Annotated in this window: 29 protein-coding genes and 1 riboswitch; of the genes, 16 read left to right on the top strand and 13 right to left on the bottom strand. The window is 69.9% G+C overall.

Annotated elements, in window-relative coordinates:
- The first annotated feature begins 175 nt into the window (after positions 1–175).
- The gene (locus ACIBTU_RS08010) at positions 176–901 is read left to right on the top strand and encodes an SDR family oxidoreductase (protein WP_399125103.1); all 726 of its coding nucleotides are present in this window, start codon (positions 176–178) and stop codon (positions 899–901) included.
- A gap of 227 nt (positions 902–1,128) precedes the next feature.
- On the opposite strand, the gene ACIBTU_RS08005 is transcribed toward ACIBTU_RS08010, so the two are convergent.
- Both ACIBTU_RS08005 and ACIBTU_RS08000 read right to left on the bottom strand, forming a co-directional pair.
- Positions 1,129–2,079, bottom strand: coding sequence for a helix-turn-helix transcriptional regulator (locus ACIBTU_RS08005; protein ID WP_399125102.1), 951 nt, complete (start codon positions 2,077–2,079; stop codon positions 1,129–1,131).
- Between the two features lie 73 nt (positions 2,080–2,152).
- Positions 2,153–3,127: a LysR family transcriptional regulator gene (locus tag ACIBTU_RS08000; protein WP_399125101.1), complete on the bottom strand. Its 975-nt coding sequence runs from the start codon at positions 3,125–3,127 to the stop codon at positions 2,153–2,155.
- Positions 3,128–3,197: 70 nt separating this feature from the next.
- On the opposite strand from ACIBTU_RS08000, the gene ACIBTU_RS07995 reads away from it, so the two are divergent.
- Together ACIBTU_RS07995 and ACIBTU_RS07990 are read left to right on the top strand one after the other, a co-directional pair.
- Complete coding sequence (locus tag ACIBTU_RS07995; protein WP_399125100.1) at positions 3,198–4,136, top strand: NAD-dependent epimerase/dehydratase family protein; 939 nt, start codon at positions 3,198–3,200, stop codon at positions 4,134–4,136.
- Between the two features lie 14 nt (positions 4,137–4,150).
- Positions 4,151–5,038 (top strand): aldo/keto reductase, encoded by an 888-nt coding sequence (locus ACIBTU_RS07990; protein WP_399125099.1) that lies wholly within the window; start codon positions 4,151–4,153, stop codon positions 5,036–5,038.
- 66 nt (positions 5,039–5,104) lie between these two features.
- Here the strand turns inward: ACIBTU_RS07990 and ACIBTU_RS07985 are convergent, their stop codons facing one another.
- A complete protein-coding gene (locus tag ACIBTU_RS07985; RefSeq protein ID WP_399125098.1) occupies positions 5,105–6,781 on the bottom strand; it encodes a M4 family metallopeptidase in 1,677 nt (558 codons plus the stop codon).
- A 554-nt stretch (positions 6,782–7,335) separates the two neighbouring features.
- On the opposite strand from ACIBTU_RS07985, the gene ACIBTU_RS07980 reads away from it, so the two are divergent.
- From ACIBTU_RS07980 to ACIBTU_RS07960, 5 genes are all read left to right on the top strand, one after another.
- Entirely contained in the window at positions 7,336–8,004 is a 669-nt protein-coding gene (locus tag ACIBTU_RS07980; protein WP_399125097.1) for a hypothetical protein, read from the top strand.
- A 66-nt stretch (positions 8,005–8,070) separates the two neighbouring features.
- Positions 8,071–8,514: a hypothetical protein gene (locus tag ACIBTU_RS07975; protein ID WP_399125096.1), complete on the top strand. Its 444-nt coding sequence runs from the start codon at positions 8,071–8,073 to the stop codon at positions 8,512–8,514.
- On the top strand, positions 8,511–8,684 hold the full coding sequence (locus ACIBTU_RS07970; protein WP_399125095.1) for a hypothetical protein: 174 nt from the start codon (positions 8,511–8,513) through the stop codon (positions 8,682–8,684). The genes ACIBTU_RS07975 and ACIBTU_RS07970 overlap by 4 nt, the downstream gene beginning before the upstream one ends.
- Positions 8,685–8,953: 269 nt before the next feature.
- Entirely contained in the window at positions 8,954–10,390 is a 1,437-nt protein-coding gene (locus ACIBTU_RS07965) for an FG-GAP repeat protein (protein WP_399125094.1), read from the top strand.
- Positions 10,391–10,481: 91 nt separating this feature from the next.
- A complete protein-coding gene (locus ACIBTU_RS07960; RefSeq protein ID WP_399125093.1) occupies positions 10,482–11,951 on the top strand; it encodes an FG-GAP and VCBS repeat-containing protein in 1,470 nt (489 codons plus the stop codon).
- A 109-nt stretch (positions 11,952–12,060) separates the two neighbouring features.
- On the opposite strand, the gene ACIBTU_RS07955 is transcribed toward ACIBTU_RS07960, so the two are convergent.
- Both ACIBTU_RS07955 and ACIBTU_RS07950 read right to left on the bottom strand, forming a co-directional pair.
- Positions 12,061–12,732, bottom strand: coding sequence for a hypothetical protein (locus ACIBTU_RS07955; protein WP_399125092.1), 672 nt, complete (start codon positions 12,730–12,732; stop codon positions 12,061–12,063).
- A gap of 43 nt (positions 12,733–12,775) precedes the next feature.
- Positions 12,776–13,102: a DUF6221 family protein gene (locus tag ACIBTU_RS07950; RefSeq protein WP_399125091.1), complete on the bottom strand. Its 327-nt coding sequence runs from the start codon at positions 13,100–13,102 to the stop codon at positions 12,776–12,778.
- A gap of 151 nt (positions 13,103–13,253) precedes the next feature.
- Here ACIBTU_RS07950 and ACIBTU_RS07945 point away from each other — a divergent pair, with 151 nt between their 5' ends.
- The 4 genes from ACIBTU_RS07945 to ACIBTU_RS07930 all read left to right on the top strand — a co-directional run bounded on the left by ACIBTU_RS07945 (position 13,254) and on the right by ACIBTU_RS07930 (position 16,170).
- On the top strand, positions 13,254–13,676 hold the full coding sequence (locus ACIBTU_RS07945; RefSeq protein WP_399125089.1) for an NUDIX domain-containing protein: 423 nt from the start codon (positions 13,254–13,256) through the stop codon (positions 13,674–13,676).
- 364 nt (positions 13,677–14,040) lie between these two features.
- Complete coding sequence (locus ACIBTU_RS07940) at positions 14,041–14,832, top strand: DUF4239 domain-containing protein (RefSeq protein WP_399125087.1); 792 nt, start codon at positions 14,041–14,043, stop codon at positions 14,830–14,832.
- A gap of 74 nt (positions 14,833–14,906) precedes the next feature.
- Positions 14,907–15,335 carry an Rrf2 family transcriptional regulator gene (locus tag ACIBTU_RS07935; protein WP_399125086.1) on the top strand — a complete coding sequence of 143 codons (429 nt, stop codon included), beginning with the start codon at positions 14,907–14,909 and terminating at the stop codon, positions 15,333–15,335.
- Between the two features lie 97 nt (positions 15,336–15,432).
- Positions 15,433–16,170, top strand: coding sequence for an NIPSNAP family protein (locus ACIBTU_RS07930; protein WP_399125085.1), 738 nt, complete (start codon positions 15,433–15,435; stop codon positions 16,168–16,170).
- Positions 16,171–16,206: 36 nt separating this feature from the next.
- Here ACIBTU_RS07930 and ACIBTU_RS07925 read toward each other — a convergent pair whose 3' ends face one another.
- Positions 16,207–16,899: a DUF6445 family protein gene (locus ACIBTU_RS07925; RefSeq protein ID WP_399125084.1), complete on the bottom strand. Its 693-nt coding sequence runs from the start codon at positions 16,897–16,899 to the stop codon at positions 16,207–16,209.
- Positions 16,900–17,254: 355 nt separating this feature from the next.
- Between ACIBTU_RS07925 and ACIBTU_RS07920 the strand changes: the two genes are divergently transcribed.
- On the top strand, positions 17,255–17,629 hold the full coding sequence (locus ACIBTU_RS07920; protein ID WP_399125083.1) for an FKBP-type peptidyl-prolyl cis-trans isomerase: 375 nt from the start codon (positions 17,255–17,257) through the stop codon (positions 17,627–17,629).
- 65 nt (positions 17,630–17,694) lie between these two features.
- Here ACIBTU_RS07920 and ACIBTU_RS07915 read toward each other — a convergent pair whose 3' ends face one another.
- The 3 genes from ACIBTU_RS07915 to ACIBTU_RS07905 all read right to left on the bottom strand — a co-directional run bounded on the left by ACIBTU_RS07915 (position 17,695) and on the right by ACIBTU_RS07905 (position 20,913).
- The gene (locus ACIBTU_RS07915; RefSeq protein ID WP_399125082.1) at positions 17,695–18,726 is read right to left on the bottom strand and encodes a hypothetical protein; all 1,032 of its coding nucleotides are present in this window, start codon (positions 18,724–18,726) and stop codon (positions 17,695–17,697) included.
- 143 nt (positions 18,727–18,869) lie between these two features.
- Positions 18,870–19,892, bottom strand: coding sequence for an aminoglycoside phosphotransferase family protein (locus ACIBTU_RS07910; RefSeq protein ID WP_399125081.1), 1,023 nt, complete (start codon positions 19,890–19,892; stop codon positions 18,870–18,872).
- Positions 19,893–19,950: 58 nt separating this feature from the next.
- On the bottom strand, positions 19,951–20,913 hold the full coding sequence (locus ACIBTU_RS07905) for a DUF2332 domain-containing protein (protein ID WP_399125080.1): 963 nt from the start codon (positions 20,911–20,913) through the stop codon (positions 19,951–19,953).
- A 216-nt stretch (positions 20,914–21,129) separates the two neighbouring features.
- Between ACIBTU_RS07905 and ACIBTU_RS07900 the strand changes: the two genes are divergently transcribed.
- Entirely contained in the window at positions 21,130–21,528 is a 399-nt protein-coding gene (locus ACIBTU_RS07900; protein ID WP_399125079.1) for a hypothetical protein, read from the top strand.
- Positions 21,529–21,568: 40 nt separating this feature from the next.
- On the opposite strand, the gene ACIBTU_RS07895 is transcribed toward ACIBTU_RS07900, so the two are convergent.
- Positions 21,569–22,675 carry a hypothetical protein gene (locus tag ACIBTU_RS07895; protein WP_399125078.1) on the bottom strand — a complete coding sequence of 369 codons (1,107 nt, stop codon included), beginning with the start codon at positions 22,673–22,675 and terminating at the stop codon, positions 21,569–21,571.
- A 71-nt stretch (positions 22,676–22,746) separates the two neighbouring features.
- Positions 22,747–22,888, top strand: a riboswitch (SAM riboswitch).
- Between the two features lie 189 nt (positions 22,889–23,077).
- On the opposite strand from ACIBTU_RS07895, the gene ACIBTU_RS07890 reads away from it, so the two are divergent.
- Positions 23,078–23,800, top strand: a complete 723-nt coding sequence (locus ACIBTU_RS07890; RefSeq protein ID WP_399125077.1) for an IclR family transcriptional regulator — start codon at positions 23,078–23,080, stop codon at positions 23,798–23,800.
- Between the two features lie 32 nt (positions 23,801–23,832).
- Here the strand turns inward: ACIBTU_RS07890 and ACIBTU_RS07885 are convergent, their stop codons facing one another.
- Positions 23,833–24,045: a hypothetical protein gene (locus ACIBTU_RS07885; protein WP_399125076.1), complete on the bottom strand. Its 213-nt coding sequence runs from the start codon at positions 24,043–24,045 to the stop codon at positions 23,833–23,835.
- Between the two features lie 555 nt (positions 24,046–24,600).
- On the opposite strand from ACIBTU_RS07885, the gene ACIBTU_RS07880 reads away from it, so the two are divergent.
- Positions 24,601–24,810 (top strand): class IIb bacteriocin, lactobin A/cerein 7B family, encoded by a 210-nt coding sequence (locus tag ACIBTU_RS07880; RefSeq protein ID WP_399125075.1) that lies wholly within the window; start codon positions 24,601–24,603, stop codon positions 24,808–24,810.
- A gap of 142 nt (positions 24,811–24,952) precedes the next feature.
- Here ACIBTU_RS07880 and ACIBTU_RS07875 read toward each other — a convergent pair whose 3' ends face one another.
- Positions 24,953–25,537 carry a DinB family protein gene (locus tag ACIBTU_RS07875; RefSeq protein WP_399125074.1) on the bottom strand — a complete coding sequence of 195 codons (585 nt, stop codon included), beginning with the start codon at positions 25,535–25,537 and terminating at the stop codon, positions 24,953–24,955.
- Positions 25,534–26,832, bottom strand: coding sequence for an MFS transporter (locus ACIBTU_RS07870; protein ID WP_399125072.1), 1,299 nt, complete (start codon positions 26,830–26,832; stop codon positions 25,534–25,536). The genes ACIBTU_RS07875 and ACIBTU_RS07870 overlap by 4 nt, the downstream gene beginning before the upstream one ends.
- Positions 26,833–26,917: the final 85 nt, after the last annotated feature.

Below are 26,917 nucleotides of genomic sequence, written 5' to 3'. Positions count from 1 at the left end.
ACTGTCCGTACGCACAGGGAACCGCCTCGGAACAGGCCTAGCCAGGTGGTGTTCCAACTAGCATGAAACCTCGTCTCCCTGCCTGTGGTGCGAGCTGACAACGTCGTTTCAGGCCGGGCGGTCATCACCGGACCGGCCGACACGCACCCCGTTCGCTCATCACCAGGAGACAACCTTGTCCGCTTCCTCCTCTTCCCTTTCCGGCGCCCGTGTTGTGGTGATCGGCGGCTCGTCCGGCATCGGAAAGGCAGTGGCCCGGCAGGCCGCCGCCGCCGGCGCCCAGGTCGTCGTCGGCTCCCGCTCCCAGGACAAGCTGGAGCAGACCGCCAAGGAGATCGACGGCATCACCACCGGTGTCGTCGACGTGACCGACGAGGAGAGCGTCGCCGCCTTCTTCGCGGGCATCGACTCTCTCGACCACCTCATCGTCTGCCCCGGCGACATGGCCGTCGGCTCCGTCTACGACGTGTCCCTCGACTCGGTACGCGCCGCCCTCGACACCAAGATCGTCGGCCAGCTGCTCAGTGTCCGGCACGCCGGCAAGAAGTTTCCGGGCCAGGGCTCGATCGTCCTGATCGCCGGTGCGGCCGGCTTCAAGTCGTACGCCGAGATGAGCGCGACCGCCGCCGCCAACGCAGGCATCGGCGGCATGGGGCGCTCCCTCGCCGTCGAGCTCGCCCCGGTGCGCGTCAACGTCGTCGTCGGCGGTCTGATCGACACCCCACTCTGGTCCTTCCTGCCCGAGGACGCCCGTGCGGGTCTCTTCGAGCAGACCGCGCAGAGCACCCCGGTCGGTCGCGTCGGGCAGCCCGACGACGTCGCGGCGACGGTGCTCCACCTTCTGGAGAACACCTTCGTGACCGGCGCGGTACTGCACGTCGATGGCGGCGGCACGCTGTGAGCGAGGCGGCACACGGCGGCGCGACGGGGCTCACGGGGCCCGCCGCGCCGCCGCGGCCGCGGTACTCGCCGTGATTCCCTGGGCTGACTTGTACACGGAGACAGGTGGAGTGCCCGTCCCCGACGCACACACCGACGGCTCGTACATCAACTGTCCGGACGTGGATCTGACCGATCCGCAGTGGAGCACCGCAGGCATTCCTGGCACTCGCTGTACTTCAAAGGGAGTTACGCCCGGCTCCAGCGGTGGTCAAGGCCGCCTGGGCTCCGCGAGATGTCTTCCGGCACGCTCTGTCGGTCCGGGCGTCCGACTGAGCCTCCGGCGGGACGGAGCCGTGCCCTGATCCGCTCCTCGACCAGGTCGCTGAAGCGGGCGATCAACCGGTTGTCCCGGACGGGCTGGTAGACGACGAGGGTGGCGTGCACGCCCGCGAGCCGCAGCTTCACGTAGCCGAGTTCGATCCGTCCCAAGGTCGGGTGGTCGAAGAGGCGCACGGACGGCACGGACGGAGCGAGGTCGCGCCGCTCCCACAGTTCCTGGAATTCCGGGTGCTCGACCTGTAGTTCTTCGATCATCTTCGCGTATGCGGGATGAGCGAGCTGATCGGCGGCCTGCGCGCGGAAGAGCGCCGCCGCCTCAAGGGCATCCTGTTCCCAGTTCGGATGCATTTCCCGGGCCCGCTCGTCGAACATCATCACGAGGGTGTTCCGGCGACCGTGCTCCAAGGATTCAAAATAGGGAAACAGCGCGCAGAATCCCTGGTTCCACGCCAGCACATCGAACCGGTGATTCACAATGAATGCAGGCAGTGGATCCTGAAGATCGAGGAAGGTCAGATACTGCTCCGGAATATGTTCCCTCAGGCAGGGAGCCTGCACACTCGGCGGTAACTCGCCGGCCAGCCGGAACAGGTGCCCGGTCTCCGTGGCATCAAGCCGCAGAGCCCGAGCGAGACCGTTCAGAATCTGGCTCGATACTCTGATTCTGCGGGCCTGTTCGAGCCACGTGTACCACGTCACGCTCACCCCTGCGAGCTGGGCGAGCTCCTCCCTGCGCAGCCCGGGCGTACGGCGCCGCCCGTATGAGTTCTTGATGCCGACAGCCTCGGGCGTAATCCGTTCACGTCGGTTACGAATGAAGGCAGCAAGCTCTTTTCTTTGCTGTTCGGTGATTGCCATGATGCACTCCCTGTCAGCATGCTGGACCCCATCGAACAGCGCGGGGCACCCCGACCATACAGCCGCAAGATTTTCATCTTGCCGCCCTCGCGAAACCCTGCCTCAACACTCCGGACTTCTTCGCTTCTCTCGGAACGCGATCCTGGTTCGGCATGCGAGACGATATCTCCTGGAGGGCCTGGATCAGTGTGCTGACGTGGGGGTGGTTGCGGCGGTGGAGGGTGGCGACGCCGAGGTGCCGGGTCGGGGTCGGGGGTGTGATCGGGACGGTGCGGAGTCCTGGTGTGTGCGGGGTCTGCGCGATGGAGGGGATCAGGGAGACTCCCGCCCCCGCGGCGACGAGGGAGCGGGCGAAGAAGTAGTCGGTCGTCGTGCCGCGCACCTGCGGTTCGAACCCGGCGCGCTCGGCGTGGCGGCGCAGGTAGGTCTCGGTCTTCCGGCAGCCGAGTACCCAGGGTTCGGCGGCCAGTTCGGCGATGTCGAGTGTCTCGCGGTCGGCGAGGGGGTGCGTCTCGGGCAGGACGACATGCAGCGGGTCGTCCATGAGGGGCGTCCATTCCAGGCTGGAGCTCTGGCCTGGTCGGCCCGGTAGTGGGCCGTCGAAGTGGTAGGCGAGGGCGAGGTCTGCGGCGCCCTGGCGGACGAGCGGGAGGCTGTCCTCGGGTTCGGCTTCCTTGACGTGAACGACGGTGTCGGGGTGGGTGGCGGTGAGGTGGGTGAGGGCGCCGGGCAGGAGGAGTCTGCCACCGCTGGTGAAGGTGGCGATGGTGAGTTGAGTGCGTCCGCTGCCGAGCCGGTCGACCTGCTGTTTGGCGTGGACGAGTTCTGCGGCGACCGACTCGGCGGCCCCGACCATGATCCGGCCGGCCGGGGTGAGGGTGACGCCGCGGGTGCTGCGTGCCACGACCTGGGTGCCGAGGCTGCGCTCGAGTGCGGCTATGTGCTGGGACACGGCAGAGGGGGTGAGGCGGAGGGCGGCCGCGGCCTGGTTGAAGCTGCCGTGTTCCGCCACGGTCCGCAGGACGCGCAGGCGCTGCACATCGATCAACAGTTTTCCTTAATACGCATCCAATAAGTGGGCACTTCTACTGCTGACCGTAGGTGTCCAGGATGGGCGCATGCAAAGGTTCTGCGTGATCGGCGGAAGCCGGTACTTCGGCAAGCTCCTGGTGAAGCGGCTGCAGGCGGCCGGCCATCAGGTGACGGTGATCAACCGCGGCTCGGCCACGCCGCCGCCCGGCGTCGAACACCTCGTCGTCGACCGCGACGACGAGGCCGCCCTGATCGGCGCGCTCGGCTCCCGCACCTTCGACGTCGTCGTCGACCAGGTCTGCTACACCCCCGTGCAGGCCGCCATCGCCGCCCGGGTCTTCAGCGGCCGCACCCGGCGCTACGTCATGACCTCCACCATCGAGGTCTACGATCCGGCGACCGCCGAGTTGCGTGCCGTCCCGCACGGCACGCTGGTGCCGGAGGAGATCGTGGATCCTGCCACGTGGCCGGTGCGCATCGACCTGCCCTGGCACGACCCTGCGTACCTCGAGGCGCACTACGCCGAGGGCAAGCGTCAGGCCGAGGCCGTCTTCACCCAGCATCACGGGTTCGAGTTCGCCGCTGTGCGCAGCGCCCACGTGCTGGGTGGCGGTGCCCAGGAGTTCACCGGGCGGCTGGCGCACTACGTCGGGCACATCACCCGGGGCACGCAGATCCCGGTGCACGCCGAGGCGCTGCCCACGGTCTTCATTCATTACGAGGAGCTTGCGGACCTGCTGGTCTGGGCGGCTGCGGGCACTGATGCCACCGGTGCGGTCAATGCCTGCTCGGACGGCCCGCTCGATGTCTACGGTCTGGGGGCTGCGATCGCCGCGGAGACCGGCCGGGAGGCCGTATATCGGACCGTCGCCGCGGGCGAGCCGGCCTCGCCGTTCTCCTTCGACCGCCATTACGCCATGAGCAACGCCCGCGCGAAGGCCCTCGGCTTCCGCTTCTCCCACACCTCCGACTGGCTTCCCGGTGCCGTCACCGAAGCCCTCGACGCATCCGGCGCCCACGCCTGAGGAACGGACGGACCATGCGGTACCGCACGATCGGCAACATCCCTGTCAGCGCCGTCGGCCTGGGAGCCATGCCGCTGTCCATCGAGCACCGCCCCGACGAGGAGCGGGCGACCGCCACCGTCCACGCCGCTCTGGACGCCGGGGTCACGCTCATCGACACCGCCGACAGCTACCACTGGCACGCCGACGAGAGAGGCCACAACGAACTCCTCATCGCCCGCGCCCTGGCCTCCTACGGCGGCGACACCTCACAGGTCCTCGTCGCCACCAAGGGCGGCCGTGGACGCCCCGGCGACGGCAGCTGGACCGTCGACGCCGCCCCCGCCCACCTCAAGCGCGCCGCCGAGGATTCCCTGAAGCGTCTGGGCGTCGACGCCATCGGCCTGTACCAGCTGCACAAGCCAGACCCGGCCGTGCCCTGGGCCGATTCCGTGGGCGCGCTGCGCGAGTTGTACGACGCCGGAGCGATCCGTGCCGCCGGGATCTCCAACGTCACCACCGGCCAGATCCGCGAGGCGCACGCGATCCTCGGCGACGCGCTCGTCTCCGTACAAAATCAGTACTCGCCCGCCGTGCGCGACACCGAGCCCGAACTGGAGCTGAGTACGCGGCTGGGGCTGGCCTTCCTGCCCTGGAGCCCGCTGGGCGGTATCTCCCGCAGTTCCCTCGACGGACCGTCCGGGCCGGCCTCCGCGAGCAGCACCCCCTTCCACCGCATCGCGACCGAGCACGGCGTCAGCCCCCAGCAGGTCGCCCTCGCCTGGCTGTTGGCCCGCTCCCCTGCCGTGATCCCGGTGCCGGGAGCCAGCCGCCCGGCCTCGATCCAGGACTCTGCCAAGGCGGCCGAGCTGGAGCTGAGCGAGGCGGAGCGGGCGCAGTTGGACGCCGCGCTGCCCTGCTGAGCCGGCGCGGCGTGCGCGGAGTGAGGTTGCGGTGCCCGGGTGCCCGGACACCGCCCCTCGTACGGGTCAGGCCTTGACGTTCACCCCCGCCCAGGCGGCGTCCACGGCCTGGACCTCGGCGCTGCCCGCGCCGTAGAGGTCGGCGGCCGCCTTCAGCGTGCCCTCACGGGCGCCGTGGTAGTCGGTGGTGGAGGTGAAGTACGTGGTCAGGGCCTTGTACCAGATCTGTACGGCCTTGTCGCGGCCGATGCCGGTGACGGTGGAGCCGTCCACGGTCGGGCTGTTGTAGTGCACGCCGTTGATGTCCTTCGCGCCGCTGCCCTCGGACAGCAGGTAGAAGAAGTGGTTGGCGACACCGGAGGAGTAGTGCACGTCGAGGTTGCCGACACCGGCGCTCCAGTAGTCGGCCGAGCCACGGCCGTCCTTGCTGGGCTGGTCCTGGTAGCGCAGCGGCTTGCCGTTGCCAAAGATGTCGATCTTCTCGCCGAGCAGGTAGTCGCCCGGGTCCTGGGCGTTGTTCGCGTTCCACTCCACCGCGGTGCCGAAGATGTCCGAGGTGGCCTCGTTCAGGCCACCGGACTCGCCGGAGTACTGCAGACCCGCGGTGGCGGAGGTGACTCCATGGCTGAACTCGTGGCCGGCCACGTCGAGCTGGGTCAGCGGGTGCTGGTTGTTCGCGCCGTCGCCGTAGGTGATGGTGAAGGACTGGTCGTCCCAGAAGGCGTTCTGGTAGGCGTTGCCGTAGTGGACCCGGGAGACGGGGGCCCGGCCGTCGTTCTTGATGCCGTTGCGGTGCAGGACGTCCTTGTAGAAGTCCCAGGTCTTGGCGGCCCCGTAGGCGGCGTCGACGGCGGCGGTCTGGTTGTTGCCGGGGGTGCCGTCGCCCCATGCGTTGTCCGCGTCGGAGAACAGGACGCCCTTGCCGCCCGTGCGGTGCTGGAAGTCGACGGTGCTGGAACCGCCGCGCACGGTGTCGACGAGGTCGAAGCCCTTCGACGAGGTGCTCGTGTTGAGCGCGACGGTGCCTCCGTACTGGCTGGCACCGGTGCCGACGGCGCCGACCTGGGGGCTGCCCGGCTTGGCGGCGGCGGAGGCGCCCTTGGAAGCGCCCTTGGCCGTGACGCCGTCGGCTATGTCGGCGATCAGCTGCTGCTCGTACAGCTTCTTGCCGGTGTCGGCGTCGGTGACGACGCGCAGCAGGCTCGGGGTGACGCCGTCCTTCTGGGTACCGCTGACGACGGTCTCGTAGGCGAGGACGGGCTTGCCGTCGGCGGCCCAGATGACCTTGCGGGGCGCCTCGTCGGTGGTGGAACCGGAGTTTCTCGCGGCCTTGGCGGCCTTGACCGCGGCGGACCTGGCGGCGGTCGGGGTCAGCTTCGGCGTGAGCGAGGCGACCTTGACGGTGGCCTTGACCGCCTTCGTGACGTCCTTGACGGCGCCGTCGGCTGCGCGGTGGACGATGAGGTCGCCGCCCAGGACGGGAAGGCCGGCGTAGGTGCGCTCGTAGCGGGTGTGGACCGTGCCGTCGGCGTCCTTGACGACGTCCTTGACGACCAGCTTCTCCTTGGCGCCGAGGCCGAGTGACGAGGCGGTGGCCACGACGGAGGTGCTGTCGTGCGACTCCGGAGCGGCGCCCGCAGCGGTGGCGGCACCGGCGGCGAGCAGAGTTCCGGTGAGCACGGCGGCGCCGGAGGTGAGGGCGAGACGCCGCGCTGTGCCGCGTGTGGGGGAGAGCGAGGACATGTGGTTCTCCAGGGACTCATGGGGAGTTGGACGGGGTCGCCGCCCATCGGTGCAAGGCCGATCGCCTTGATGAGCAGGGACACTCTCAGCCCGTCGCGCACATGTCACGGGAGACAAAAGAGGGTTGGCCCACTCATGACGGATTTGCGCACTCGCTCTTCACGGGAACGAAAGGACCCGGAAACGGTCCGACACACGCCGACACGGATGACACAGGAATCCGCAACATTCGCGAAAGCGCCCCTGGGGGTGTCTGACGAGTCGTGTGAGCTGATCGGGGCCGCGGCTTGGGCGCAGAAGGAGTCGCCCGGGGCTACACACAGAGATACGTGTGACACCGGCCCGCGCGAGTGGGCCGAGTTCGTTCAACATCGCGCCGCGTGTCTCGGACTCAACGGGGCGACAGCCGCGGCCAGGAGCGCAAGGGAAACGAACCGCCCCCCTTTCCACCCTCTGCCGGCCGCCCGGCAAAGACAAGACTGCAATTTTTGCTGCCGGACCAGGAAACTCGTTCCGAGCGGAGGTCTGCACCGCTCTCCACCGGGAGGACACTCATGTCAGACGTCTGGGACCCACATGGCAGCCTGCGGCGCGCGCTGTGGATCGGAGGCGCGCAATGGTCCGGCAAGAGCACCGTCGCCGAACTCATCGCGAGAGAGCATAGATTGACGGTGTATCACTACGACTACCACGACGCCCGCGGCCACCAGGATCGCCGGATCGCGCGTCGGGTGGCCCTGGGTGAGCCCGTGGAAGATCCCACGCCCGACCATGTCTGGTCGGATCAGGGCCCGGAGGCGATGGCTGCCGAGACGCTGGCCGGCTTCCCGGTCCGCTTCGAATGGGCGTTGGACGACCTGCGCGCACTGTTCACCGGCCGACCGGCGATCGCCGAGGGATGGGGGCTGCGACCGGAACTGGTCGCGCCGATGCTCGACTCACTCCGGCGTATGGTCGTCCTGGTCCCCACCGAGGACTTCCGTCAGCACCAGCTCCGAACCCTCCCGCGCGCGGGCACTCTCAACGCCCCCGTCGCCGACCCGGCCCGCGCCCAGGCCAACCGTGTGGCCCGTGACCGGCTGGTCGCCGAGGACGCGGCACAGAACGCCCGCCGCCTCGGCATCCGCGTCATCGAAGTCGACGGGACGCTCGACGCGTCGGCGGTGGCGGCAGAGGTCGCCGAGCATTTCGCCCCCTACCTTGGCGCTCCGACGGCCGCGTGATCGCTCGGTAGGACCCATTCCGAAGGGGGATGTCGGAGCCGACGCCCCATCTGAAAGGAACTCCCCGTGAAGGCGGAAGAGCATCTGGGCAGTGGCGGCACGCCGGAGGAGGACTTCGAGTGCCAGATCTACGTCGCTGCTCCCAGCCGTGATCGGTTGATGGAACGGTTGGCTGCCGCTCTGCATGTCTCACTCGATGCGGATCACATGATGACCTTTGGGTGCGTCGACGTGGAGTGGACACATAACGACTACGAGGGCACAGGCGCGCGTGACGACTCCCCCTTCCTGAACTGGCACTCACTCCTCATGTGCCAACCTCACCACGGCGCCGCGTCAACGGCTTTCGTGTCCGACACGGCAACGATCCTGGAAGCGCTCCGGGGAGCGGGCTACCGGGCCGTCCCCGTCTGTGACTACGAGGAGCTTCTACCGGAGTCAGGCATCGACCACCTGCGATCTGACAGTGCTGCCACACGTCGGTCCTCACGGGTGGCGGCGCCAACGTGACGTCGGGCAACTCCTACACCCAGCGGTACCAGCTCGCTTCCAGCAAGCCGATCGGCGGTGAGACCTGGTGGGCCTTCGCCACGAACGAGGACCCGACCACCCCCGGTAAGCTCCGGGCGTACGCGGTCTGCGCCAAGGTGAGCGACATCAGCGTGGTTCAGACCCCCTGACATGGGTTCTGATCAACAGGGCGGCGTCCTCCAGGAGGAGCCGCCCTGTTGGCGTGTGTGCCGGCCCCGCTCAGGCCACCGGCCCGGTGTACAGCTGGGGCCTGTCCTGCGGATCTTGGCTGATGGTCGCCAGCAGTCGTGCGAACAGGGAACGTCCACCAAGTCGTGTTCACCGGGACGCCACTTCTGCGCAACCCTTCGTACGCCACACGAGTCACACACCCGGAAGTCGTCTTCTCCATTCCCCCCTCGACTACGGGAGTTCCACCGTGCGCGTACGCACCCTCGCCGCCATCGCCGCCGTGGCGGCCCTCACCGCCACCGGTGTGACCCTGCCGCTCGCCGGGAGCGCCTCGGCCGTCACAACTCCGCGGTTCGACTTCAACGGCGACGGTTACGCGGACATCGCGGTCGGCATGCCCGACGCCACGGTGAACGGCAAGGCCAAGGCCGGCTACGTCAGCGTGATCTACGGCGGCCCGCAGAGTCCGAGCCAGTCCACGGGTGTCATCAGTCAGGCCGAGGCCGGCATACCCGGCACGCCCGAGGCCGGCGACCGCTTCGGCTCCTCCCTGGCGCCCGTCGACGTGGACGGCGACGGCATCTCCGAGCTGGTCGTCGGCGCGAGCGGCGAGTCCCTCACCTCCGACCAGCTCCAGGACGAGGGCACCATCACCGTCCTGGACAACTCGGAGTGGAACATCAAGGGCACCACCGTGGCTCGGGGCACGTCCGAGTTCAGCGGCATCGGCAGCACCGTCGCCACGGGCGACTACGACGGCGACGGCGACATCGACCTCGCGTACGGCGAGAACGGCGAGGAGCACGGCTCGCTCCGGTTCCGCCCGGGCCCCCTCACCGCCGACCCGGTGACCACCACCACTCTGCGCACCTACAGCATGGGCGGGCGCACCGACGACCTGGCCACCGGCGACTTCGACGGTGACGGCCGGGACGACCTCGCCGCCACCTGGAGGGGGATGGAGCAGTACGGCACCTTCATCACCCGCTGGGACGGCCAGGCCGGCCCCGCCCAGTGGTGGTCCGACATCGACCACGGCAAGGCGCTCGCCGTCGAGGACTTCGACCAGGACGGCACCGACGACCTCGCGGTCGGTGACATACAGCCCAACTTCGAGGCGGACCACACCTACTGCGAGGACCTGGCCGGCGGGGCGGTGCTCCTTCTCCACGGCTCGAAGACCGGGGAGTTCGGCACCAAGTACCAGTGCATCAACCAGTCCAGCCCGGAGGTCGGCGGTGCCGCCGAGGCGGGCGACGAGTTCGGTGCCGCGCTGGCCGCGGGCGACCTGAACGGCGACAGCCGTCCCGAACTGGTGGTCGGCGTGCCCGGCGAGGACGTGGGCACCGTGAAGGACGCGGGCGGATACGTCACCCTGAACGGCACCGACCAGGGCCTCCACGGCGGCCTGGCCCGCAGCCAGAGCACCCCGAACATGCCCGGCACGGCCGAGGCCGGCGACCGTATCGGCGCCCAGGTGGCCGTCGGCGACTACAACCGCGACGGACTGTGGGACACCGCGGTGAGCGCGCCCGGCGAGAACGCCGGCGAGCGCAGGTCCGGTGGCGTCTGGTTCGCGCCGAGCAGCACCGGGGAGACGTACCCGCTGGGCAAGTCGCTGACCCCGTTCGGCTTCGCGCTCCCCGACGGAGCCGTCAAGTACGGCCAGGTACTGGGCCTCTAGGCATCCGCCCACTCGCCCCCTCTCCCCTCCCTCCGCCCTCAGCACGTGAACTGCCCTTCCATCCATACGATTTGGAGTACCAGTGCGACCCGTGCGCAGTAAGAGACTCTCGGCCGTCCTGCTCGGCGCCGCCACCGTCCTGGCGTCGACGGGGCTCGCCACCCCGGCCGGCGCGGCGCCCGCGACGGCCGTCCAGGGGCCCGACTTCAACGGTGACGGGTACGCGGACGCCGTGGTCGGCGTGTATCGAGGGGACATCGACGGCAAGAAGTCCGCGGGCTACCTGCATGTGCTCTACGGCGGGCCGAGCGGCGCCGGCACCACCACCGCCACGGTCAGCCAGGACAGCACCGGAGTCCCCGGCACCAGCGAGGACAACGACCGGTTCGGCACCACCGTGGCAACGGCCGACGTGGACGGCGACGGCCTCACCGACGTCGTCGTCGGGTCACCCGGCGAGGACGTCGGCGACACGGCGAAGGACCACGGCTCCGTGGTCGTCCTGTACGGCTCCTCCAGCGGCCACTTCGAGCGCGGCCGGACCATCGCCCAGGGCCCTGCGGGCGGCGGTGCGGGTGCCTCGCTCGCCGTGGGCGACTTCACTCAGGACGGCGCCGTGGACGTGGCGGTGGGCCTGCCCCACGGGGAGTTCGGCGAAGTCACCCTGCGGCCGGGCCCGTTCACCGTGGACAAGCCGCTGACGCATCTGCTCGACACCGGCTTCGGCGGCACCTCGGGCAGGCTGGCGGCCGGGGACTTCGACGGCAACGGCACGACCGAGCTGGCCGTCTCCTCGTACTCCAACGACTACTCGCGCACCACCCTGTGGCGGTGGAACGGCTCGGCCCTGCAGGAGTACTGGAGGTCCCCGGCCACCGGGTACGCCGTCGCCGCGGGCGACTTCGACGGCGACGGCGTGGACGACCTGGCGCTCGGACACTGCCTGATCATCGCCGAGGCCGACCGGCCCACCGGGGCCTGCGGCCCGGACGAGCTGGCCAAGGGCGGCAAGGTCCGGGTGCTCTACGGAGCGTCAACCGCTGAGGACTTCGGCACCCGCAACCACACGTTGAGCCAGGACACGCCGGGTGTCGCGGGCACAGCGGAGGAAGCGGACAACTTCGGGATCAAGCTGGCCGCGGGCGATCTCACCGGGGACGGTCGGGACGACCTCGTGGCGGGCACGCCCGCCGAGGCCATCGGAACGGCCGACCGCGCCGGTTCGGCGACGGTGCTGACCTCGGGCCCGAACGGCCTGCTCGACACCTCGGGCACCGCCGTCTCGGCGGCCTGGCGCCAGGGCTCCGGCGGGGTCCCGGGGACGCCGGAGGTCAACGACGAGTTCGGCTCGGCGCTGGCGGTCGCGGACTACGACGGCGACGGCGACGGGGACGTCACGGTCGGCGCCTACAACGAGAACAGCACGGAGTACGAACAGACCCTCAGCACAGGCGGCGTCTGGACCCTGCCGAACGGCGCGGGAGCGGGCTCGAAGGCGCTGACGCCCCGGCTGTTCGGGCTGCGGGGAGCGCTGTATTACGGGCAGGTGCTCGGGCAGTGAGGCACCGGTGGTGGGGCTCCGACACCGGAGCCTCACCACCATTCCACGAACCGCCGCGGGCTTTCTGTCGATGCGGGCCCTTCGCGGTCGGGCCCGCACCGGATCTACGTCAGACGGGGTAGCCGATCTCGACGACGTCTTCGGCCAAGTCCGCAAAATCGACGTGTGGGTTGAGTATTTCGGCGACCTCCGCCGTCAGCGGGCGCTGGCCCAGCAGCGTACGAACGGCACCGACGTCGACCGGTGTCTCGTAGTAGTCCGACGCCCATGCCGCATAGGCCTCCGGTGAGCGGTCGACGAGGAGCTCGAAGAGAACGTTCGCGCCGTCCGGGTCCCCGTCACCCTCCTCGGGGAAGGCGATCGTTCCGGTCTGCCAAGCCGCATCGCCCACCCCTCGCCACAGGCAGCACGTCACAGTGGGGATGCCGCCCTTGTCGCAGAAAGCGGGCTCGACGACGTACGGACGGAACTCGTCCGGAACATCGTCCAGAACTCCGGGCCACACCTTGGGAGTGCTCATCCGCGCCCACGGACTCATGAGTGACTCGTGGTCGAAGCCCCGGACGTAGGCGCCGGCGGCCGAGAACACGATCGAGTACTCACCGCCCACCCCGTCGCGCATGGACGCCATCTGCTCACCCTCGCCCCAGTGGGCGTCGAAGGAGTAGAACCGGCTGTCCCACTCCGGGCTGAGCACGGCGTCGAGCATCGCCAGGCCACGGCAGTGGTCGCGAAGATCCTTGATGCCCGGCAGAGCCCAGGCCACATCGTGTACGGTCACGCGACCATTCCACCGCAGACCACTGACAGTCGTGGGCGACCTGCTACGGCCGCCAGTCCTCGCGGTAGCCGGGCCGGTCCGCGTAGGGCAGGGCGAGCAGGCGCAGGGTCGCGCCTTCCGCAATGGCCGACTCAGGCGCGTGCAGGACGAGGAGCTGCCGCTTGGCATCGACCTCGCGCAGCACCCGCGCCGGAACTCCGCAGTCGCAGACGGCGCCGGGCGCCGCGTGGAACATCGCCATGGTGGCCTTCACTGCTTCGGCGTCGCCTGCGAGGTAGGCGTGGATGTCGCACCCGAGGGTGTGCCAGCTGCTCGCGTCGCGCGCGTCCTCGTCGAGCTGGGCGCCGAGCCACTTTGCGAGGTCGTCCACCGCTCTGCCTCTTCCTTGCGGGGCCCACGGCCGCGATCTTCCGGTACGACACAGCTTCTTCGCCGGCGCCACAGCATCTCATGACTAACCGGTCCCTCCCCATGGATGGTGGACGGATCACACACGCCCCCAGACGGTTGGAGCTCCCCCGATGCCCAAGAACAGAGTCCGCGCCATCCTCGTCACCACCGACCGCGCCCTTCTCCTCATCAAGCGCACTCGCCCCGGACGCACCCCGTACTGGGTGTTCCCAGGCGGGGGCGTGGAACCGGACGACCCCGACGACCGAGATGCCCTGCGCCGGGAGCTGCGGGAGGAGATGGCCGCGGACGTCGACATCATCCGCCTGTTCCACACCGCCGAAGAGCACGGGGAACGCCAGGGCTTCTACCTCTGTCATGCCCGTAGGTGGGACTTCTCCCAGCGCACCGGCCCCGAGTTCGACGCGCCCGGCCGTGGGGGTTACGAGCTCGAAGAGGTCCCCCTCACGACGGAGGCCCTGGCCGGGCTCGACCTGATGCCGCCGGCGGCCGCCGAGGCGCTGCGCCGGGCCGTGGACGACGACACGCTGTGATCCTGATCGGGGCGCGGCCGGATTGGTCGTCGACGGCGGAGAGCGGTGACACCAAGGCCCGTCGTGGACATGCGTTCACCATGATCGCCGTTTGGAGTGAACTGACTGTGCCGGCCGCCGAATTGCGCGGTGCGGGATAGGGGATCTCCGGGGGCCGGGCGGCATCCGAGGCGGGCATCCGAGGGGTGCGCGCGGATCTTCACCCTCGTTGACGCGTTGTTCCTGGCCCTCGACGACCGTTAGCGGGTCGGGGTCCGAACCCGCGGTGTGCGGTGGTCGGATCACCCACCGGCACACAGCCCAGCCCAGCCCAACTCGTCACCGTGCCTCCGCCCTCACCCCCGACCACTTGGACTCTCCACCCATGTCGCTCTGGCTGCTCAATCACTTCAGTACCTCCACCATCGCCGTCCTCGCCGTCGGCGGCACCGTCCTCCTCGCCGTCACCGGGAGCGTGCTGCTGCGCCGCAAGTACCCCTCCCTCGCACGGGGTGAGCACAACGACATGGTCGAAGCGACCCTGGGAATGTTCGGCGCGATCTACGGAATCATCCTCGCCTTCGTCATCGTCACCCTCTGGACGCAGCTGGACAGCGCCCAGACCATCGTCTCCGCCGAGGCCACCGACGCCGCCCTCATCGCCCGCGACGCCCGCGCGTTCCCCACGCCGGTCCGCGTCGACCTCGACCAGGCGATGAGCGGCTACGTCCACGCCGTCGTGGACGACCAGTGGCCCCGCATGCAGGCAGGACGGCCGTCCTACGGGGCCACCGAAACACATCTGCGGTCGGCGTTCACCGTGCTCCAGAACTACGACCCGAAGACCTCCCGCGAAGAGGTCTTCTACGAACAGGCCGTCGACAACCTCAACGACATCGCCGCCCAGCGCCGTGCCCGCATCACCATGGCCAAGCAGGAACTCCCGCCCCTGCTCCAGGTTCTGGCGTTCGGCGGCGCGGTCGTCCTCATCCCGCTGACCTTCCTGTACGGCATGCGCAAACTGCGCGTCCAGATCCTCTTCGTCGGCTCCGTCGCAGGTCTGGTCGGCTTCAGTCTGCTCCTCGTCCTCGTCCTCGACCGCCCCTTCGCCGGCGATCTCAGCATCAGCCCCGCCCCGTTCCAGGAAGGCGCGCTCTCCCAGTACTGGACCCGTTGAACGGGCTCGAAACGATCGATATGGCTTGACCGCGCCGACAGGTGTAACAGAAACTGTTCCAACAAGGAGGGGTGATGGCGGCGAACAGTCGATTGACCATCGCGACGCACGCGCTGGCCTGGCTGGCGTTGGCGCAGCGGCGCGGCCAGGAGGTTCTCACTTCGGAGCAGGTCGCGGCCAGCGTGAACACGAACGCGGTGATCATCCGGCGCAGCCTCGGCGATCTGCGGCGAGCCGGTCTGGTGACGGTCCGCCATGGCGCAGGTGCGGGTTGGAGTCTGGCCCGTGAGCCCGAGGGGATCACCCTGCTCGAGGTGTACGACGCCGTCGGCGCGCAGCCGGCGTTCGGCCTGCACCACACCGAGCCCAATCTGGAGTGTCCGGTCGGCCGGGGCATCCGGCCCACCCTGAGCGGGGTGTACGGCCGGGTCGAGCGGGCCATGCGACAGGAACTGGCGGACACGTCGATCGCCGATGTGCTCCGCGAGACGCTGGCGAACTAGGCGGTAGGTGCGCGGTCGAGGGCCGCACCCCACCGGCCCCATCACACCCCTTGCTGTAACAAAACCTGTTCCATCAAGTGAACGAGGAGTCAGGCTCGTGAAAGCTCTACGGTGTCCCGTTGTCGAACTGCGGCAGTACACGCTGCATCCCGGACAGCGAGACGTGCTGATCGATCTGTTCGACCGGGAGTTCGTCGAGTCCCAGGAGGCAGTGGGCGCGACCGTCCTGGGACAGTTCCGCGACCTGGACGGCCCCGACCGGTTCGTCTGGCTCCGGGGCTTCGAAGACATGGCGCGCCGCGCCGAGGCGCTGGAGAGCTTCTACGGCGGACCGGTCTGGCGGGCACATCGCGACGCGGCGAACGCGACGATGATCGACTCCGATGACGTGCTGCTACTGAGGCCGGCCTCGGCGGGCGGCGGCTTCCCGGTCCCGACCGGCGCCAGGCCGGAGCCGGGCGAGCCGGGGCCACTGCCACCGTCGCTCGTCCTCGCCACGATCTGGTACGGCCACGGCCCGTTCGACACGGGGTTCGTCGAGTACTTCGAGCAGCGCGTGCGACCGGTACTGGCCGAGACGGGCGGCGAGCCACTGGCGTACCTGCAGTCGGAGCACGCCCCGAACACCTTCCCGGCGCTGCCGGTACGGCTGAACGAGGAGGTCTTCGTGTGGTTCGCACGTTTCACCGACGAGGGCCGGCTCGACGACCACCGGAAGCGCCTGCAGCATTCGGAACGCTGGCGCGAGGAGGTCCTGCCGACCCTTTCCGAGCGATGGGCCAGGGCCCCACAAGAGCTGCGGCTGGCACCCACCGAGCGGTCGATACTGCGATGACATCTGAGGGGCCGAAGCCAGGGGCCCGGCGGGGTCCTACTGGGCCATCCAGAAGAAGACGGCTGTCATGCGCTTGTCCTCCAAGGTGGTGCCCGCGTAACTGGTCGCGGTGTGGATGAGGTTGGCCGAGTACAGCAGCAGCCGGTTGTAGCGGGGCGGCACGCGCAGGTCCTCGGTGAAGGAGTCCTCCGGCACGAAGCGGGTGCCCAGCGCGTCGACCAGGTTGTTGTGCGGGGCGAGCACCTGATTGCCGCCGACCGCGCCGCCGGGCAGGCTCTGGCGGTAGAAGCTGGTGCCGCAGTCCTTGGGGAGGTCCGGGCTGAGGTACAGGACCGCCGCGTAGCGGCACAGGCTCCGGGAGTCGGTGTGCGGGCGGGGTTCGCACTCGCCCTTGCCGACGACCTGGACGCAGTTGTGGTTGAAGGTCCCACCGCCGGCGGGATCGACGGCCCAGATCTTCTGAGCCCCCGTCGTCCTGCGCACCAGCCTCTCCACATGTGCCAGCTCGGCCGGTTCGAGGCCTGGCATCGTGCGGAGTCCCGGCCACGGCTCGCGCTTGTGCGGGTAACCCTCTACCCAGTCGTCCCGCTCGAGCATGCGCGCCCGTACAGCGTCGGGGTCCGGCAGGACATCGTCCAGGATCCAGTAGTCCCGGCCCCGGGTGGGCTTGCGGTACGGGAGGACGTTGATCGTGCTGGGACGTGGGGGGTTGGGCTGCAGACGCGACATGTCGGGAACGCTAAATGCCGGGGCGGACCTCGCCCGTCAAAGCTCAGCCAAGGCTGCGGCAAGACATCCCCAGCAAGGCAAGCCGTAGGGAAAGAAAGCCCCGTCACCGCGGGACCGCCTCGGGCGGCCCGGCAGACAGAGCCGGGCAAAGATGGCCGACCGCGCCCACCCGCTGTCGCGGGGCTACGAGTGGTCGGGCGTCCGGCGCCGGCAGGGACACCGCCTGATCCGCTCGGCCGGTACGGGCGGTGCGCCGGCGGCCGGACCCCAAGAGGCGTGGTCGGCGTGGGAGAGTGATCACCCAGGCACGCCGGCCGACTGCGGATCGGCCGGCGACGAGAGCGAGGAGCGGGCCATGACCCTTGAGCGACCGACGATCGATTCCCCCCAGGGGCGGCCGTCCCCCAATCTGCACATCGAGGACGTGGTGGTCGGGGACGGGGCCGAGGCCACCAAGGGGTCCACGGTGTCCGTCCACTACGTGGGCGTGTCCCACTCCACCGGCGAGGAGTTCGACGCCTCGTGGAACCGCGACCAGGCCTTCGAGTTCACCCTGGGGAGCAAGCAGGTCATCACCGGCTGGGACATGGGCGTGCGGGGCATGAAAGTCGGCGGCCGGCGGAAGCTCGTCATCCCGCCCCACCTGGCCTACGGCGACCGCTCGCCGTCTCCGGCCATCAAGCCGGGCGAGACCCTGATCTTCGTCGTCGACCTCCTCTCGGTCGGCTGACACCTCACCCGGCGGGCCCGCCGCTCCCGGCAGGGTGCGGCGGGCCCGACCCGCGTAATGCACGGTCAGCTTGTCGCGACTGTGCCTCGGCCGGCAGAACGAGTCCGGAGCCAGTACGAGCGCGCCGCGACGGCCAGGGCGATGCCGTAGACGGCGAAGGCGCCTATTCCGATCCAGCCGACCAGCAGCGTGTCCCCCGAGGAGTGGAAGTCGCCGCGCCGCATCGTCACCACGCCGGTCGTGGCCAGGGCCAGGTATCCGACCCCCACGGCGCCGTACGGGGCGAGCGTGGCGGCGCCGAGCAGGGCCGGGGCGAGCGGGAGCCAGCGCGGCACCCGTCGGCCGTGCAGGAACGGAGTCCAGCGCGGGAAGACCTGCCCCCACGGACGGGCCAGACCCCAGAGCAGGAAGACGCCGAGCGCGGCCAGCAGCGCGGTGGGGTCCAGGCCCCAGGACTCCAGGGTGAGGAAGATCCCCGAGGCGCCGTTCCGCTCCGAGACGGCCAGCATCTCCTCCCCGGTGATCCCCGCGAACGTGCCGCCGAACGCCCAGACCAGCTTCATCGCCACGTACGGAACGAAGGCCAGCGTCCCTGCCCAGGCGGCGAGTTGGACAGAACGCGGGGCAGCGGTGGACGCTCGTACGGCAGCGCCGGTGGGCAGGCGGTCGGACCGGGCCGTGGCCGCCAGCAGGACCGCCCCGACCGCCGCCAGGGCCTTGTTCGCTGCGGCGGCCTCACTGTCCACGCCCTGACCGAACATCAGCGTGATCACATCCATCAGCAGGCTGAACGCGGTGATCCCGGCCAGCCCGCAGGCCACCCAGAGCAGCACCCGTAGCGCCGGCCGCAGCCCGTACAGCGCCACCGCTCCGCTGACCGACGCGGCGAGCGCACCCACCGCCACGACCGCCCAACCCAGCCCGGACGCCTCGGAGTCACCACCGTGGTAGGGCAGGGAGGTGCCGCTCAGCGCGCACGCCAGCCCGAAGCCGGTGTACAGCACCGCCCACACCGTCGTCGTCCGGGCCACCCAGCGCGGCCATCTCTGCCACCAGGCGCTCCAGGGCGCCTTCGTCGTCAGTTCACCACTGGTCATGTTCCGAACGTCGCATCGACCGCTGAGGGTGGCGTCTGCCGCCGGAACGATCCCCCTCCCCCGCCCGGGTGAGTGACCGCTGAGGCGGAAGTATGACCAGCCTGGCGTCCGCCGCGGAGTGCGCGGCGGTCTCGGCCTCGCTTCTAACTCCAGCCGGTCCGCTCACGCACCCACTCCAGGGCGGCTTCGCCCTGGGCGCGCTGGAAGCCCCGCAGGGTCGGCAGTCCGGGCGGCGGGGGCTCGACGGATTTACGAAGGAAGTAGCCGGTCAGGGCGATGAGTACGGTGGTGACGTCTTCGGGGTCGGCACCGCGGGCACGCAGGTGCCGGTCAAGAACGCTCATGGCATCCGGGGCGCCCTGCATGATCACGCTCGGGCCCATCGCCACGACGTCGAACCACGCGGCACCGACCGCGGCCCACGGCCAGTCGACCACCATGACGCGGTCCTCGGTGAGCAGCACGTTGTCCGCACGCAGATCGCCGTGGATCAAGGCACGGCCGGCTGCGGCGGTCGCCCAGTCGGCTTCCCGGTCGACGAGGCGTGCGAGTCGGCGGCGCGCCCAGGGGTCGAGCCAGGACAGGTCGTCCGTCCCCTCCTCAAAGGCAGCGGCAAGGCGACGCCAGCCTCGGAAGTCCTCACCGATGCGGTCGGCGAGCGTCGGTGCCTCGATCGGCGAGGGGTCGAGCTGCGCGGACAGCTCGGCGGCCGCCGCAAGGACACGTTGGAGCTCGTTCAGCCGCCATGGCTGGGCCGGCGTCCGGCCGTCCACGTCTTCGAGGACCAGGACGACCCAGCCTTCGAGGTCCAGGGACATGAGCAGCGACGGCACCAGAGCGGTGGCCGGCAGGGCTGCGGTGATCCTGGCCTCCGCCCGGTGCAGGTCAGGAGTCGCAGGGTTGGGTTCGGGTCCCACGGCCTTCACGAAGACCCGTCGGCCGTCGACGAGGCGCACGCGAGCGGCGACACCGGGCGAGAAGCCACCGGCCTGGGTGACTGCGGTCTCCACAGGAGATCCGAGGGATGCCTCGACCTGGCTTCTGACGCCGGCCGGAACGGCCCACCAGTCCACGCGCACACCCGCGGCCGCGGGCACGTCGGCGGACACGTCGGCAGGCACGTCGGCGGGCACATCGGTGGTCTCGGCACTCGCTCGTCTCGCCATGGCCACATGATCGAGGCGGGGGGCCTCGGGCAGCAACGAGGTTTCCCGGCTGTACGTGCTACATCCAGTGGATCCAGTCGCCGTGCGGGTGCGTGTAGGCGGCCGGCGCGCCGTCGACGGTGAGGACGAACGGCGAGGTCTCGAACCGGGGCGGCTCGATGTCGGCGACCACGCCGGGCGCCTCGTTCGCGATCCACACGACGCCGAGCTCGCGGGTCAGCTCCGCGAAGTCGGCGCGGACCTCCGGCGTCACGTACGCCAGCACCGCCGAGTGGAACACCACGACCCGCGCGCCCCGAGGCGCCTGCCGGACGAGGGCCGGCAGCGCCTCGAACAGGTCGCCCTCGTGGACGGGCACGGGACGGCGCTGCGCGGTCCCCAAGGCGGAGACGAGGCGTTCGCGGCGGGCCGTCTGCCCTGGCCACACCAGGCACTCGAGCCAGGACCGGTCCTCGGGATCCGACGGATCGAGCGGGTTGAGGTCGATGCCGGCCGCCCATGCCACCTCGGGCATCCGCAGTTCCGGGTGCGGGCCCTGCGCCCGGCATCGCAGCGTCGGCGCCTGTGGGTCGCCGCCGGTCAGGTGTGTGTGGCCGTAGTCGTAGGAGTACCGGTCGACGTGCAGGCACAGTCCGGCGCTCGCGCCGACCTCGATCAGGGCGAGGGGTCCGTCGAGCGCGGCCAGCGCGGGAAGGAGGGTTGCGCAGCGGCCCGGTTCGTTGGTCTGGGTGCGCCGGGACAGCATCGTCGCCCGCAGCCGCCCGGCCTGGGCGGTGGCCAACTCCCGCAGCGCGTCCGCGTCGGGCGCCGTGTGCAGCAGGTGACGGGCCGCGGCGAACAGCAGGTTCGGCTGGCGCTTGTCGGGAGGCAGGGTGCTCAGGAAGCTCAGCACGTCGGGGTCGGACGCCACCGCGAGGGCCAGCGTCTCGTAGGCGGGGGATCGTCCCGCCGCCTCGTTCTCGGCGAAGCGGCGATAGTTCTCCGCCGTCGTCACCTGATCGTCCAACCCTGTCATCGCCATGACGTGATCATATGGGCGGGTCGCTGTAACGGCCGCCAAATCAACGGGCGGTAGTGGTTGTTGGCGGAGGGGCGCCGCTCACGAACGCTCCCCCACTGTTCAGAACAAGCAGTTGACGCGAGCGGGCTGCCTCCGGGCATGATCATGCGGGCGCGCACTCCGGATCACCGGACGGGTCGTCGGCGCGGAGGCCCGAACCCCCGAGGGAAGGCGCGAATGGAAGACACGAGCGGAGATGCTCAAGCCGGACGCCGCCTCACCGGGTGCGCAATAGGCCCGGTCGCCGGAGTTGTTGCTTCCTATGCCGGCACGACAATGCTGGGGAGGGCCTGGAACGACTGCGAGATCGGAGTCAATGCATCGGCCAACTTCTTCTCCCTCATTCCCGTCTTCTTCGGGCTGTGGCTGATCATCTCCGTACTCTGGATTCTCTCCTTCGGGTTCCTGGGAGGCCGCAGCATGGCGGCAGCCTTCGTCGTCTCCGTGCTGGCGACGCTGGGAACTTACTGGTTGATGATGTCCGCCTTTGGAGCCCCCTCGGGATATCCGGTGAGTGTGGCCGAGTGCTCCCCCGACAATGCTCCGGCATGGTGGCCTGATTGGCTTCCGCTCTAGCAGTGGAACGCGGATTTCGGTGCGGATTTCGGTGCGGTTCTCAGGCGGGCAGGCGGATGTGCAGAGGTTCACAATCCAGGCGTGCGGCCTCCGCTGCCACGTAGTCCAGGAAGACCTGGCGTACGAAAATGCGTCGGTCGGTGCGGTAGTGGTCCTCGGCGATGAAGACAGCCGGTCCGTCGGAGCAGTTGGCGCGCAGGGCCGCAACCGTCGGGGATGAGGATCCGTCCATGTCACGCCCCTCCTCGTTCGTGATGCCGAGCCCCTGCCCGCGGACTGTTGTGCTGAACGCGCCGGTGAGTGCGGGCTCCTGGACGGTCCTGAGGCGGAACTCGGGATCGCCGGCGGTGCTGAGACGGACGTCGCAGCCCCACGCAGGAGCCACGTCCGCGCCGCCGGGCGTGACGCGCGCCATGGGACGGAAGTCGCGGTACGGCTCGGGCAGGGTCACGTTCTTCAGCCCGCACATCTTCCGGCTGTGGCCGATGGGCTCGAACTGTGCGGGTTCCGGGGCGGGTTCACGGGGCGCAGAGAGTCTGTCGGCGCTTTGGCAGTCGAGCGTCTCCATGGTCCGGTTCGCGACGTCGACGACGATGCGGGCGAGGGCCTGTCGGTTGCGGGCACTGTCCTTCGCGTCCGTGGCGTGGCCGATCTCCTCGTCGCCCACGGCCGCGTCCACGACGGCGGGCCCGCTGTGGCGACCCGGCTCGTGGCATGCGTCGGGCAGTGCGACCCACGCCCGGGTGTCCGAGGCCATTCCCAGCAGGTCACCGCCCAGAGGCGTCATCCGTGTCGACAGGAACTCGTCCGCCCAGGGAAGGTTGTCCCTCGTCAGACCCTTCAGGTCGTGAACGCGGATCTGGGTCGGCCGCGGACGGGACTGTCCGTCGGCGACCAGCAGACGACAGCTTCCCTGCAGCTCACCGCCGCCCACCCAGGCGGGGCGGATCTCGCTGTGCTCGACGTCGTGGTCGCCGACCAGGACCTCCACATCGCGATCGGCCACCGCGTCCCAACAGGGCTTCGCGCCGAACAACGGCAGCGTGCCCGTCCCCCACGCCACGCCGCCCGCGCCGAGCAACGCGCCCGCGACGGCCAGCGCGAGCCCCCGCGCCAGTCGCCGCCGGTCACTGTCCAGAACACCCACGGTTCCCCCTCACCCTCCGTATCGGGGTAGCCCCCGGCAGGTGACGCCCGGAGTCTTGCTATTGTCTTCGCGAATCATCCAGAGGGGTGGAGGGACCGGCCCTACGAAGCCCCGGCAACTCCCCGGTCGACTCGGCGCTCCATCTTCGCGCCGCGCCGTCGGGATCAGTGCCAACTCCGGCTCGCGCCAACGTGGCGCGGGAAAAGATGAGGAGACACGGTGCTCTCTGTGCTGACCTTCGCCCCGGCTCTTTCCGCCCCGGGCCTTCCGCATACCCGTCTCGCGATCACTGCGACACCTCGACCGATGTCTTCGGTCCTTCCTCGCTGATCACCCCCGCCCTCGCCTCGGCGAGGTCTCCGCGATCCTCACTCGCGGCCTGAGACTGGAGTAGGTCTTTTCATGGACATATCCGATATTTCCAGTGGTGTCGGCGTGCTCGACAAGACCGCGGTGATCATGGATGCGCTGGCGGCGGGGCCCGCCACACTCGCGGGGCTGGTCGCCGCCACCGGCCTGTCCCGGCCCACCGCCCACCGGCTCGCCACCGCCCTCGAGCGCTACCGTCTGGTCGGCAGGGACCTGCAGGGCCGGTTCGTCCTGGGCCCGTGGCTCGCCGAACTCTCGGCGGCTTCGGGCGAGGATCTCCTGCTGACCTCGGCGGGCCCGGTCCTCACCGCCCTGCGGGACACCACCGGCGAGAGCGCTCAGCTCTACCGCCGGCAGGGGGACGTGCGCATCTGCGTCGCCGCCGCCGAGCGGACCGCAGGTCTGCGCGACACCGTGCCCGTCGGTTCCGCGTTCCCCATGAAGGTCGGCTCCGCCGCCCAGGTCCTGCTGGCCTGGGAGGAACCCGAGCGCTACCACCACGGGCTGCAGGGGGCTCACTTCACGGCCAGGACCCTCAGCGGCGTACGGCGCAGGGGCTGGGCCCAGTCGATCGGCGAACGGGAACCCGGCATGGCCTCCGTCTCGGCGCCGGTCCGCGACCCGGACCGGCGCGTCGTGGCCGCCGTCACGGTCACCGGCCCGCTCCAACGCCTCACCCGCCACCCGGGCGCCCGGCTCGCGAAGGCCGCCATCCACGCGGCGGACCGCCTCACCGAGGCCATACACCAACCCTGACGGCCTTCCGCGGAAAGGCCCCCTCGTCGCTGTCACGCGGTGCTGATGTCGGCCCCGAGTGCCTTGCGCGCCGTGGCCCAGAGGTCCCGGAGTGCCTGAATGCGCCGGGCCTGCGCCTCTTCGTAGTTCTGCCACGGGCCGGGGCGTCGGTCCAGGTAGAGCGCCCGAGCCGCGCTGTGTTCATGACGCAGGGCGGCGACCACCTTCTCGGCCGCGTCGATCACGGGCTCGGGCCCCTCCAGCATGATCAACGGTTCGACCGCCGCCAGTTCACGGATCGCCTCACGCGCCTGACGGGCCGCGGCATCGAACGACGTTCCTCCCGGGCCTGGAGCCGTTGCGTCTGCGCCTGCCGCCCGGCTGCGTCAGGGAGACATCGGATCGGACAGTGGGGCACCGGACCTCACTCGGCAGATCTGCACTGAGGCTCCGCAAAGTCGATACGGACGTGCCGTGACGGACATCGGCGCGTACGCGGCTCGCCCTTCTATCTCTCGATTGTCCGCTTCGTGACCGTGCTCGGCCGCGAGGGTGCGCCGTCCCTTCGCGAACGATGTGGAGAAGTGGGCCCGGATCCGTGTACGGGTCCACGCGAGTGTGCCGCTCGGACGTTGAACAGGGCGGGCCGGAGCGGCTGTTCATTAGATCTTCCGTGGGCTGCGTGGTTTGATCCACGGCACCGCTCCCCCGGAGTGGCGGCGCCCCCGGACGGGCGTCGCCGTTCCTGCGGTCGAGGCCCGCAGTCCCCAGCGGGGCCACCCCCTCTTGTGGATCCATCCGTGCGAAAGGGAAGTACTGAAATGAACTCCGCTCACCAGCTTCGTACCGTCGAGCTCACCGACGCCGACCTCGACACCGTCTCCGGCGGCGTGGCCCCGCACGCCTCCGTCGTGGCCGGCCCCCAGGCCGTCAGCGACGCGTCGCTCCTGGCGCAGGCCGGCGCCGTCCAGGACCAGGTTCTCGGTGCGGTAGGCCAGTACCACGAGTTCGGCGTCAGCGTCTCCTTCTGACCGCCTGCCTGAGCAAGAAGGACAACGCGTCGCCGCGAGCACCGGCCTGATGCTCGGCTCCCGGCTGTAGCGGCGCGCTGTCCCCTGGGGGCATCTCCGAACGGGGATGCCCCCACGGCGTCGGCCTCGCCGACCGGTCCGGCTATGCCTTGACTGATGCGGCGGATCTGGCGGCCCGCTCGATCTTCGCGCGGTGGGCGGCCCGGGCCTCCTCGTCGATCCGTCTCTCGTGTTCGGCGCGCAGCCCGGTCCGGCCGTCGACGCTCTCGCGCAGGATGTCGGCGTGCCCGGCATGCCGGACGGTCTCGCTCAGGACGTGGGTGGTGATCGCGAACAGGTTCGTGTTGGGATACGGCTCCGACCACCACGGCACATGGCCGGGGGCGTCGAGAGGAAGCTCGTCGATCGTCGCGTCCGAGTGTTCCCAAGTGCGCCGGTAGAACCCGATGATCTGTTCCCGGGTCTCGTCCTCGGCCGCCCACTGGTCGCTGCCGTCGGAGTCCTGCCACCTGCCCAGCGGCTCCGGAGACGGGCGGCCGAAGACCTCGCCGAAGTACCTGGCCTCGACGGTCGCCACGTGTTTGACCAGACCGAGGAGGTTGGTCCCGGTCGCTGTCAGAGGCCGGCGGACGTCGTACTCGGACAAGCCGTCGAGTTTCCACAGCAGCGCCTCGCGGTCCCGCCGCAGTCTGCCGTGCAGGTTGTCCTTCGCGAACGCGTCGATCATGCGGTGTGCGCCTTCCGTGAGGTGTTCGTGGTCTCGAGATCCCGTACGAGTTTCGGGGATGCGGGCCGGTGCCAGGTGAGAATCCAGCCGCCGGCGAGCGCTGCCGCGCCGCCCGCCAGGGCGATCGCCCCGCCTGTTCCGATGCCTGCCGCCACCGCGCCGAAGCAGGCCGGCCCGACGCCCTGCAGTGTCATGCCGCCGGAGCCGAGCAGACCGAAGGCCTGGCCCTGGCCGTCCGGTGGCAGAGCGTCCAGGAACGGCCGTTGCAGGCCGAGACCGTAGGCGAATCCGAAGCCGCAGAGCAGCAGCAGGCAGGACGAGACGGCCACTCCGGGCTCGGCGGCGAAGCCGACCAGCGGCAGCCCCATCAGTGCGGTCAGCGGGACGACGAGCCGCTCGCGGATGCGTGGCCGTAGCAGTCGCCCCACCCGCAGGTTGCCGACGAGCATGCCGACGGGCAGACAGGCCATCAGCACCGCGTACCAGCCGGGCGCGAAGTCGCGTCCTCCCGCGTAGGCGACGATCAGACCTTCCGCGCCCGCCACGAACGCGGGCGGCAGCCACTGGGCCAGCATCAGTCGTCGGACCGTACGTCCGCGCAGCAGCAGTCCGGCACCGTAGAGGCTGGTCCGGACGGCCCCGCCGCCGCCCTGAGCGTTGCGAAGTGTGCCGTCGGACTGTGCCGGTTTCAGTCGGGGGAGCCGCATGCGGATGGCGAGCGCGCAGCCGAAGTAGAGGGCGGCGCTCACCGCGAGCGCCCGGTGCGGGCCGAGGGCCGCGACGGTCGCGCCTCCCAGCGCCAGACCGAGCAGTTGCGCGCCGGAGGCGGCGATGTTGTTCAGCGAGCGGCCCAGTACGTACGCGTCGCCCTCCAGCCAGTGGGCCACGAGCCGACTCGACGCTCCGCTGAACACCGGGGTGGCGAGGGCGACCAGTGCCACGACGCCGAGGCTCGCCGCGGTCGGCATCGGCACCAGGGCGAGCAGCAGGGCGGCGGCGCACCCCAAGGAGTAGCCGCCGACGATGAGCGCGCGGGGCGGCAGCCGGTCGGCCAGCGAACCCAGTAGCAGCGAGCCGAACAGCTGCGGGAGGAAGCCGATACCGAAGGCCAGTGCGCTGAGCAGCGCAGAGCCGGTGGCCGCGAAGACCAGGACCGAGAACGTGGTGATCCGCAGCGCGTCCGCGGTGATCGCGACGGTACGGGTCGCGAAGAGCAGCCGGAACCGCGGTTCGGACAGCACCTGCCGATAGGTGGCGCGGTGGTCGCTCTGCGCGGGTTCGGCGGTTGCGGTCATGCCGCGCAGCCTCGCCGTGCGCGCACGCCGCTCACCAATGATTCGTCGCTGGACGAATCCAAAGGGGCGTCCCGCGCTAGCATGA

Source organism: Streptomyces sp. NPDC050145 (assembly GCF_044460245.1).
Classification (GTDB): domain Bacteria; phylum Actinomycetota; class Actinomycetes; order Streptomycetales; family Streptomycetaceae; genus Streptomyces.
The sequence above is the reverse complement of the archived record's forward strand: the minus strand, read 5'-3'. Positions and strand labels throughout refer to the sequence as shown.

What these genes read in the sequence shown, in the direction of transcription:
- ACIBTU_RS08005 (WP_399125102.1), bottom strand. Translation starts at nt 2,079, where the DNA reads ATGGCAATCACCGAACAGCAAAGAAAAGAGCTTGCTGCCTTCATTCGT.
- ACIBTU_RS07995 (WP_399125100.1), top strand. Translation starts at nt 3,198, where the DNA reads ATGCAAAGGTTCTGCGTGATCGGCGGAAGCCGGTACTTCGGCAAGCTC.
- ACIBTU_RS07990 (WP_399125099.1), top strand. Translation starts at nt 4,151, where the DNA reads ATGCGGTACCGCACGATCGGCAACATCCCTGTCAGCGCCGTCGGCCTG.
- ACIBTU_RS07985 (WP_399125098.1), bottom strand. Translation starts at nt 6,781, where the DNA reads ATGTCCTCGCTCTCCCCCACACGCGGCACAGCGCGGCGTCTCGCCCTC.
- ACIBTU_RS07980 (WP_399125097.1), top strand. Translation starts at nt 7,336, where the DNA reads ATGTCAGACGTCTGGGACCCACATGGCAGCCTGCGGCGCGCGCTGTGG.
- ACIBTU_RS07945 (WP_399125089.1), top strand. Translation starts at nt 13,254, where the DNA reads ATGCCCAAGAACAGAGTCCGCGCCATCCTCGTCACCACCGACCGCGCC.
- ACIBTU_RS07940 (WP_399125087.1), top strand. Translation starts at nt 14,041, where the DNA reads ATGTCGCTCTGGCTGCTCAATCACTTCAGTACCTCCACCATCGCCGTC.
- ACIBTU_RS07935 (WP_399125086.1), top strand. Translation starts at nt 14,907, where the DNA reads ATGGCGGCGAACAGTCGATTGACCATCGCGACGCACGCGCTGGCCTGG.
- ACIBTU_RS07925 (WP_399125084.1), bottom strand. Translation starts at nt 16,899, where the DNA reads ATGTCGCGTCTGCAGCCCAACCCCCCACGTCCCAGCACGATCAACGTC.
- ACIBTU_RS07920 (WP_399125083.1), top strand. Translation starts at nt 17,255, where the DNA reads ATGACCCTTGAGCGACCGACGATCGATTCCCCCCAGGGGCGGCCGTCC.
- ACIBTU_RS07915 (WP_399125082.1), bottom strand. Translation starts at nt 18,726, where the DNA reads ATGACCAGTGGTGAACTGACGACGAAGGCGCCCTGGAGCGCCTGGTGG.
- ACIBTU_RS07910 (WP_399125081.1), bottom strand. Translation starts at nt 19,892, where the DNA reads ATGGCGAGACGAGCGAGTGCCGAGACCACCGATGTGCCCGCCGACGTG.
- ACIBTU_RS07905 (WP_399125080.1), bottom strand. Translation starts at nt 20,913, where the DNA reads ATGGCGATGACAGGGTTGGACGATCAGGTGACGACGGCGGAGAACTAT.
- ACIBTU_RS07900 (WP_399125079.1), top strand. Translation starts at nt 21,130, where the DNA reads ATGGAAGACACGAGCGGAGATGCTCAAGCCGGACGCCGCCTCACCGGG.
- ACIBTU_RS07890 (WP_399125077.1), top strand. Translation starts at nt 23,078, where the DNA reads ATGGACATATCCGATATTTCCAGTGGTGTCGGCGTGCTCGACAAGACC.
- ACIBTU_RS07885 (WP_399125076.1), bottom strand. Translation starts at nt 24,045, where the DNA reads ATGCTGGAGGGGCCCGAGCCCGTGATCGACGCGGCCGAGAAGGTGGTC.
- ACIBTU_RS07880 (WP_399125075.1), top strand. Translation starts at nt 24,601, where the DNA reads ATGAACTCCGCTCACCAGCTTCGTACCGTCGAGCTCACCGACGCCGAC.
- ACIBTU_RS07875 (WP_399125074.1), bottom strand. Translation starts at nt 25,537, where the DNA reads ATGATCGACGCGTTCGCGAAGGACAACCTGCACGGCAGACTGCGGCGG.
- ACIBTU_RS07870 (WP_399125072.1), bottom strand. Translation starts at nt 26,832, where the DNA reads ATGACCGCAACCGCCGAACCCGCGCAGAGCGACCACCGCGCCACCTAT.